The organism is Moorena sp. SIO1F2 (assembly GCF_010672755.1).
In the GTDB taxonomy this organism is placed as follows: Bacteria; Cyanobacteriota; Cyanobacteriia; order Cyanobacteriales; family Coleofasciculaceae; genus Moorena.
This window is the reverse complement of record NZ_JAAHFV010000366.1, coordinates 1-6,158: the sequence shown is the minus strand read 5'-3', so window position 1 is coordinate 6,158 and position 6,158 is coordinate 1. Positions and strand designations below refer to the sequence as shown.

The window sequence follows — 6,158 nt, the reverse complement described above, 5'->3', positions numbered from 1 at the left end:
GGAGGAGACCTTCTACTTAAAGCACTTTCAAGTTTACCTCAATCTCTCAAAGGGGAAATAGTACTGCTGACTTTAGGAGATGGAGGTGAAGTAATCAGTGAATCAGTTGGTATACAAACACAAAACTTAGGTTTTGTTAGTAGTGATCACCTTAAAGCAATAGCTTATTCTGCTGCTGATCTATTTTTATTTCCCACTCGTGCTGATGCTTTTGGGTTAGTAGCCCTAGAAGCTATGGCTTGTGGTACTCCTACAGTTAGTTTTAAAGTAGGTGGTGTTCCTGATTTGGTACGACCAGGAACCACCGGGTATTTAGCAGAACCTGAGAATGTTGAAGATTTCTGTAACGGTATTATTCAACTCCTAACAGATCACAATTTGCGTGAGTACATGAGTCAACAGTGCCGAAAAGTGGCGGTTGCAGAGTATTCTTCAAAACTTCAAACTGAGAGACACATAAATCTATACCGTTCAATCTTAGAGGAAAGCAAGGATCGGCTAAGTAAACCAACAAGCTAATTTTACCAATCTTGGCTAGTATCGTAAAAAAAAACTATCCTTAATAATCTGTTCAAACGAGTAAAGACAACGTTCTGGAAACCTTCGCAATTGTAAATCGCTTTCTCGTAAAGCCAAATCAACACATGCTTCATAGCCATTTATCATTGCTTCTTCCAACCGAGACTTTAAGCTCGGATTTTGCTGCAAATGCCGTTTAATAGCCCGACGTTGCTCTCTAATACTCAAAACCAACATACCAGTATGGTAACTTGTAAATCCCTTATTAAGCCGGAGATTATTGTCATCTCTTCCGTACAACCTGCGCCAACTAGTGCAGGAGAAATCCTACTGCACCGCCATCTAAGTCAGCTAGATGGGTGGAAGGTTTCAGTGGTGCCCAATCCCCAAGACTTACCAACAAGATTAGTAAAAAGGCTGAATCGCACTCGATTTCATACCTGGGGCAACAATTTAAATGTTCTCACTCATGGTCGCAGTTGGGATCCCCTGTGCCATTCTCACCAACTATCAAGCCAAAAAGCAATTGTGCTCACTGTTGCTCATGGTGATGGCTGCTGGGCGGCTTTGCGCTTTGCCAAAAAACATGGCTTGCCCCTAGTAACTATTTTCCATGACTGGTGGCCAGATTTACCTATTGTTCATGCCCCTTTTCGGCAACTAATCGCACGGCGTTTCCAGCAGCTTCATGATAGCTCAGACTTGGTACTTTGCGTCAGTGAAGGCATGCAAAACGCTTTAGGTTCGCATCCCAATAGTCAAATTCTTTATCCCATTCCAGCTTCTCTACCATCTGAACTAAGATCTAATCATTCCAATGCCGATACATCTCGTCCCTTGCGAGTTGTGTATTTTGGAAATCTCTATGAATATGGCCCAATGTTAGGGGAGTTGTTGCAGGGAGTCAAAGATCATCCTAGTTTACAGGTACAGCTTCGGGGAAAAAACCCTAATTGGTCGGCAGATGTTCAAAAGGAAATGCGAGAGCGCGGTTTGTGGCTAGACTTTGCACCCAGATCTGAGTTGAACCAGTGGCTTAGTTCAGCCGATGCTTTTTTGGTAACCATGAGTTTTGATCCTGCGATGAGGCGGCGCATGGAAACGAGTTTTCCTTCCAAACTACTTGAGTATGTGCAATTTGGTAAACCGATTGTGATTTGGGGACCTGAATATTGTGCTGCTGTGCGTTGGGCTAAGGAAGGTAATAAGGCCATCTGTGTCACCAGCGAAAATCCAGCTGAATTAGTTTCAGCCCTTGAAAAACTCCAGAGAACTGCTGAGTTCCGCAAGCATTATGCTAAGCAGACTTGCCTGGCTGCTCAAAAACAGTTTAATCCATTAGTAATTCAAGAAGCTTTTTGTAAGGCAATTAGCGATTTGGTTTTTATTTAAAGATGCCAAAATTATAACAAAACTGGTGAATGAAACTAATTCAGTTTTTGAAACTATGCCTGATGTCAGTATTATTATCCCTCTTTATAATAAAGCACTTTATATTAGCGAAACGATCTCATCTATTCTTGCACAAACCATTACTGATTGGGAACTGTGGGTCGTAGATAATGGTTCAACTGATGGTGGTGAGGCAATTGCTCAAGATTACACCCAGGTAGATCCTAGAGTTCACCTAATCAATTGTCCGATTCGCACTGGCGGCCCTGGCGCACCACGCAACTTTGGACTGGAGCACACAAGTGGCAAGTGGATCTTATTTTTGGATGGGGATGACTTACTAGAGCCTAATTATCTTGAACAACAACTTGCAGTCGCACAACAGAATCCTCAAGCCGATATCATTGTGGGGGCTTGGCAAGAATTTACAGATAGTAACCCGAACCATCGAGTCTTAAAATACCCTCTGGGATTGGGGAAAAGTCTTCAATTACTAAAAGATAATGCTATTGCATTTGCCCCTTGGGCTGTCCATGCTGCTCTGATCAAACGGGCAGTGCTTTCAAGTGATCGGCGATGGCCTGAAGAGCTAGATCGTTATTTAGGAGAAGACATCGCTTTTTGGTTTAGGCTGATCAGTCAATGCCAGGTTATTTATAGTCAGAGTAATGGCGCACTATACCGAACTCAAACTGATCAATGCCGCACCCAAAACCAGGATCCTGAAAAATGGTTTGCGGGAGTCCATAACGCTATTAAGTTAAATCAGCAATATTGGCAACGTACCAAAGGTGAGTTTACCTGTGGCCAGTGCGAGGCTTTGATGCGAGTGTACTCAGAGTTATATTTGCTAGCTAAACAAAATCAATCAAGCAGCATTGAGTTGAAATCCCTATCCCTCGCTCAACATTGGCTAGAACACTATTTTATAGTCACACGAAAACCTACATTTTCTATGTTATTACGCCGTTTGATTGGTATTCCTTTGGGAATAAATATTAGTTTAGTTTTTAAAAGAAAACATAATATCCCGATTAAAAAGTGATTTATTTTAATCGAATACTTTCGCTCAATTTATTTTCAACAATCAATGGAAAATAATTTATAACAATTGACAAAAATAATGAATGCACTTAACTCTAAGTTTGTGAAAGATACACTCTTTAAGCTTCGCTATGGCTTCAAGGGTGTGCCCATAAAAGTTGACAATCAGCTAATTCGTCTAGATGAGTCCCTGAGATCCTGGAATTTTGAGGGGGAGTCTGGGATGCAAGCGGTGTTAAAAAATAATTTGTCTTCTGGAGACTGTTTTATTGATGTAGGAGCTAACTTTGGCATGCATACGCTTTATGCTGCCAAATTAGTCGGCGAAATGGGTCGTGTGTTTGCTTTTGAGCCTGTTCCATCTAACTTAAATTTACTTAAAAAAAATATTCATCTAAACCATCTAGAGCAACAGGTAAAGGTAATTCCAAAAGCATTATCAAATTCACCGGATCCATTTCTAACCTTTCATGTGCCCGTAGACGAAGTGGCTGTTACAGCCTCTTTGCGCCCAGATAAAACGACTCAGGAGGCAATCCAAGTTGCAAATACACGCCTTGATGATTACTGGAATGAGGTAAATCTACCTGTAAAAATCATTAAGATTGACGTCGAAGGTGCTGAGTTAGAAGTTCTCAGGGGAGCAGAACAATTGATTAGACGACAAAAGCCTCTTTTATTGATTGAGGTGCATGGCTTTGCTTTTCCTGATTTCGGAACCAACCTGGATGAATTTAGAAAGTACCTGGAAGCTCTGGGCTACACAGAAAGCCAACTATCTGAAACTTATTTTCAGGGAGATAAATATTTTCAAGCTCTTTATAGTGTGAAATTTGGAGATTAGTACGATGAAATTTGGTATTGTTGTAACCACTATTTACGATGGCAATTTTATTCATGACTATTACAAACATTTCGTGATGCACGGGGGTTTAGAGAATGTCAACTTCTATGTAGTCGGAGACCTCTCTACCCCAGAGGTATGTCGAGAACAGATTGAAAAATACACTCAGCAAGGTTTGCCCTGGTATTACCTGAGTCCAGAAGCACAAAAACAATTTTTAGAACCATTTCCCAAGCTAGCCTCAGAAATTCCCTGGAAAACCGATAATCGCAGAAATGTTGGCTTTTTAATGGCCTACCGCGATCGCTGTGATGTCATTATTGCCATAGATGACGATAACTATCCTCGTCATCAGTGGCCATTTCTAGAAGGGCACGCTGCTGTTGGGAAAAAGGCAACTTTACCAACTGCGGTAGGACACGATGGTTGGTTTAATCTCTGTTCTATGATGGATATTGCTTGCAAGTCTCTCGATGTGCAGGGAACCGTTTATGCCCGTGGTTTTCCCTACGCACGGCGCAATCCCAACTGTAGTCAAATTAACTCAAATGTCTCTACAGAGGTTGTTGCCATTAATGCAGGCTTGTGGTCAGGAGACCCAGATGTAGATGCAGCAACCCGGTTGGTTACACGCTGTGAGGCATCTGCTAACTTCCAGGAAAATTATCTCCTAGACTCTAACGTTTTGATGCCAATTAATACTCAAAACACAGCATTAATTCGAGATGCGATTCCTGCTTACTACTATGTCAAAATGGGTCATCCCATTGGTGGTATGAAGCTGGATCGATTTGGTGACATTTTTAGTGGTTTTTTTGTACAAAAATGCGCCCAAGCCGTAGGACATGCTGTACGTGTAGGTAGCCCTGTCGTAGACCATCGCCGATCCCCTCATAACCTCTACAAAGACCTCTGGCATGAACTAGCAGGTATGGTAATCATAGATGATATGCTGCCACTCCTGGAAACTCCTCTCTCGCCCGCTACAACTTATGGTGCTGCGGCTTATGAGTTAGCCGACAGGCTTGAAGCATGGACAGTAGAGCAGCAGGGCTTCCTTTGGGATGATGGGTTGCGTACCTATTTTTGTAATATGGCGCAGAACATGAAGTTATGGGTAGACACTTGTAAGGAGTTAGACTAGACTAATGATTTCACTCGTGACTACTGTCTTGAACGACCGCGTCGGTTGTATCGATTTCTTTGAGCAGATGCAAGTGCAAACCTTGCTACCAGATGAAATTGTGATTGTAGATGGCGGTTCGCAGGATGGAACCTGGGAATTGCTGCAAGCACAGGCAAAACAACTGCCTAACTTAAAGGTTTTCCAGGAGAAAGGGTGTAATGTAGCTCGCGGTAGAAACCTGGCTGTACGTGCAGCTAAACATGATCTAATCGTTTCGACCGACATTGGATGTCGGTGGGACCGAGAATGGCTAGAAGAGCTAGTCCAGCCAATGTTAAAAGATCCTGAAGTTGAAGCAGTGATGGGAAGCTGGCGTGTTAGTTGGAGCGATCAAAAAACACCATGGGCACAAGCTGATCCTATCCTACAAGGAAGTCTTGAATTTAGAGCAACGCCTCAAAGTCATGCCTCAAGTCGCTCTATTGCTTACAAAAAGTCATTTTATCTTGGTCTTGGAGGACTGCCGGAAGATTTAACATTAGCTGCCGATGATATGGTGCTGGCATTGCTGATCCAACGTTCTGGAAAACGACTTGAAGCTTCACCAGAGCCTCGCTGTCAATGGCTTCGTCCCCAAACATTGACGGCAATCAGTAAAGAGGCTCGACGTAACTTTCGAGGAGCAGGTGAAGCGGGTATCTGGCTCAATTACTTTGTTTCTAATGTTCTACGATTTACTGCTGAAACAATTGCCTTAATAGGATTCTTAATAGCTTTAGTTATAGCTTCTGATTTATTAAGATTTGTATTTGGAGTGATGCTGCTGTTACTATTCCTACTGCGATTGCGAAATTGGCTGAGACACTATATGTCGGTTAAGCAACGAGGATGCATAGTGAGTTTATGGCATGTAGCAATCCTTGATATATCTACACGTTGGTCAGCTATCAATGGCTACTGGGAAGGGTTGCTTAGAGGAAAAACTCAATGTCAGGAAACTCGCCAAAAACTTAGGAAGACTCAAATAAACTTCTAATAAATTGCTGAAAATTTTGGCTCTCCTAGGGTGGCTATGATAAATTAGTATAAAATAATCGCCATAGCCCTTACTAAGTAAGGTTTTGAGTAATTTAAAAATGCAATTTTAATAAAACTGTATTTTGAGTTGATTGAATCCCTTGTTATTTAAGGGGTTAAGCTAATTTAAACTACTAATTTAGTATAATCAGTCTA

The 6,158-nt window shown here is 41.9% G+C and carries 7 protein-coding genes; 6 read left to right on the top strand and 1 reads right to left on the bottom strand.

Annotated elements, in window-relative coordinates; genetic code table 11:
• Window positions 1–519 (top strand): glycosyltransferase (locus F6J94_RS28345; protein ID WP_293046560.1); only part of this gene is annotated, 519 nt, incomplete at its 5' end.
• 15 nt (window positions 520–534) lie between these two features.
• On the opposite strand, the gene F6J94_RS28340 is transcribed toward F6J94_RS28345, so the two are convergent.
• A complete protein-coding gene (locus tag F6J94_RS28340) occupies window positions 535–756 on the bottom strand; it encodes a DUF29 family protein (RefSeq protein ID WP_293046557.1) in 222 nt (73 codons plus the stop codon).
• 6 nt (window positions 757–762) lie between these two features.
• Between F6J94_RS28340 and F6J94_RS28335 the strand changes: the two genes are divergently transcribed.
• The 5 genes from F6J94_RS28335 to F6J94_RS28315 all read left to right on the top strand — a co-directional run bounded on the left by F6J94_RS28335 (window position 763) and on the right by F6J94_RS28315 (window position 5,961).
• A complete protein-coding gene (locus F6J94_RS28335) occupies window positions 763–1,911 on the top strand; it encodes a glycosyltransferase (RefSeq protein WP_293046554.1) in 1,149 nt (382 codons plus the stop codon).
• 25 nt (window positions 1,912–1,936) lie between these two features.
• A complete protein-coding gene (locus tag F6J94_RS28330) occupies window positions 1,937–2,956 on the top strand; it encodes a glycosyltransferase family 2 protein (RefSeq protein WP_293046551.1) in 1,020 nt (339 codons plus the stop codon).
• Window positions 2,957–3,034: 78 nt separating this feature from the next.
• Window positions 3,035–3,799: an FkbM family methyltransferase gene (locus tag F6J94_RS28325; protein WP_293046547.1), complete on the top strand. Its 765-nt coding sequence runs from the start codon at window positions 3,035–3,037 to the stop codon at window positions 3,797–3,799.
• Between the two features lie 4 nt (window positions 3,800–3,803).
• Complete coding sequence (locus F6J94_RS28320; protein ID WP_293046544.1) at window positions 3,804–4,943, top strand: hypothetical protein; 1,140 nt, start codon at window positions 3,804–3,806, stop codon at window positions 4,941–4,943.
• Window positions 4,944–4,947: 4 nt separating this feature from the next.
• The gene (locus F6J94_RS28315) at window positions 4,948–5,961 is read left to right on the top strand and encodes a glycosyltransferase (protein WP_293046541.1); all 1,014 of its coding nucleotides are present in this window, start codon (window positions 4,948–4,950) and stop codon (window positions 5,959–5,961) included.
• Window positions 5,962–6,158 lie beyond the last annotated feature (197 nt).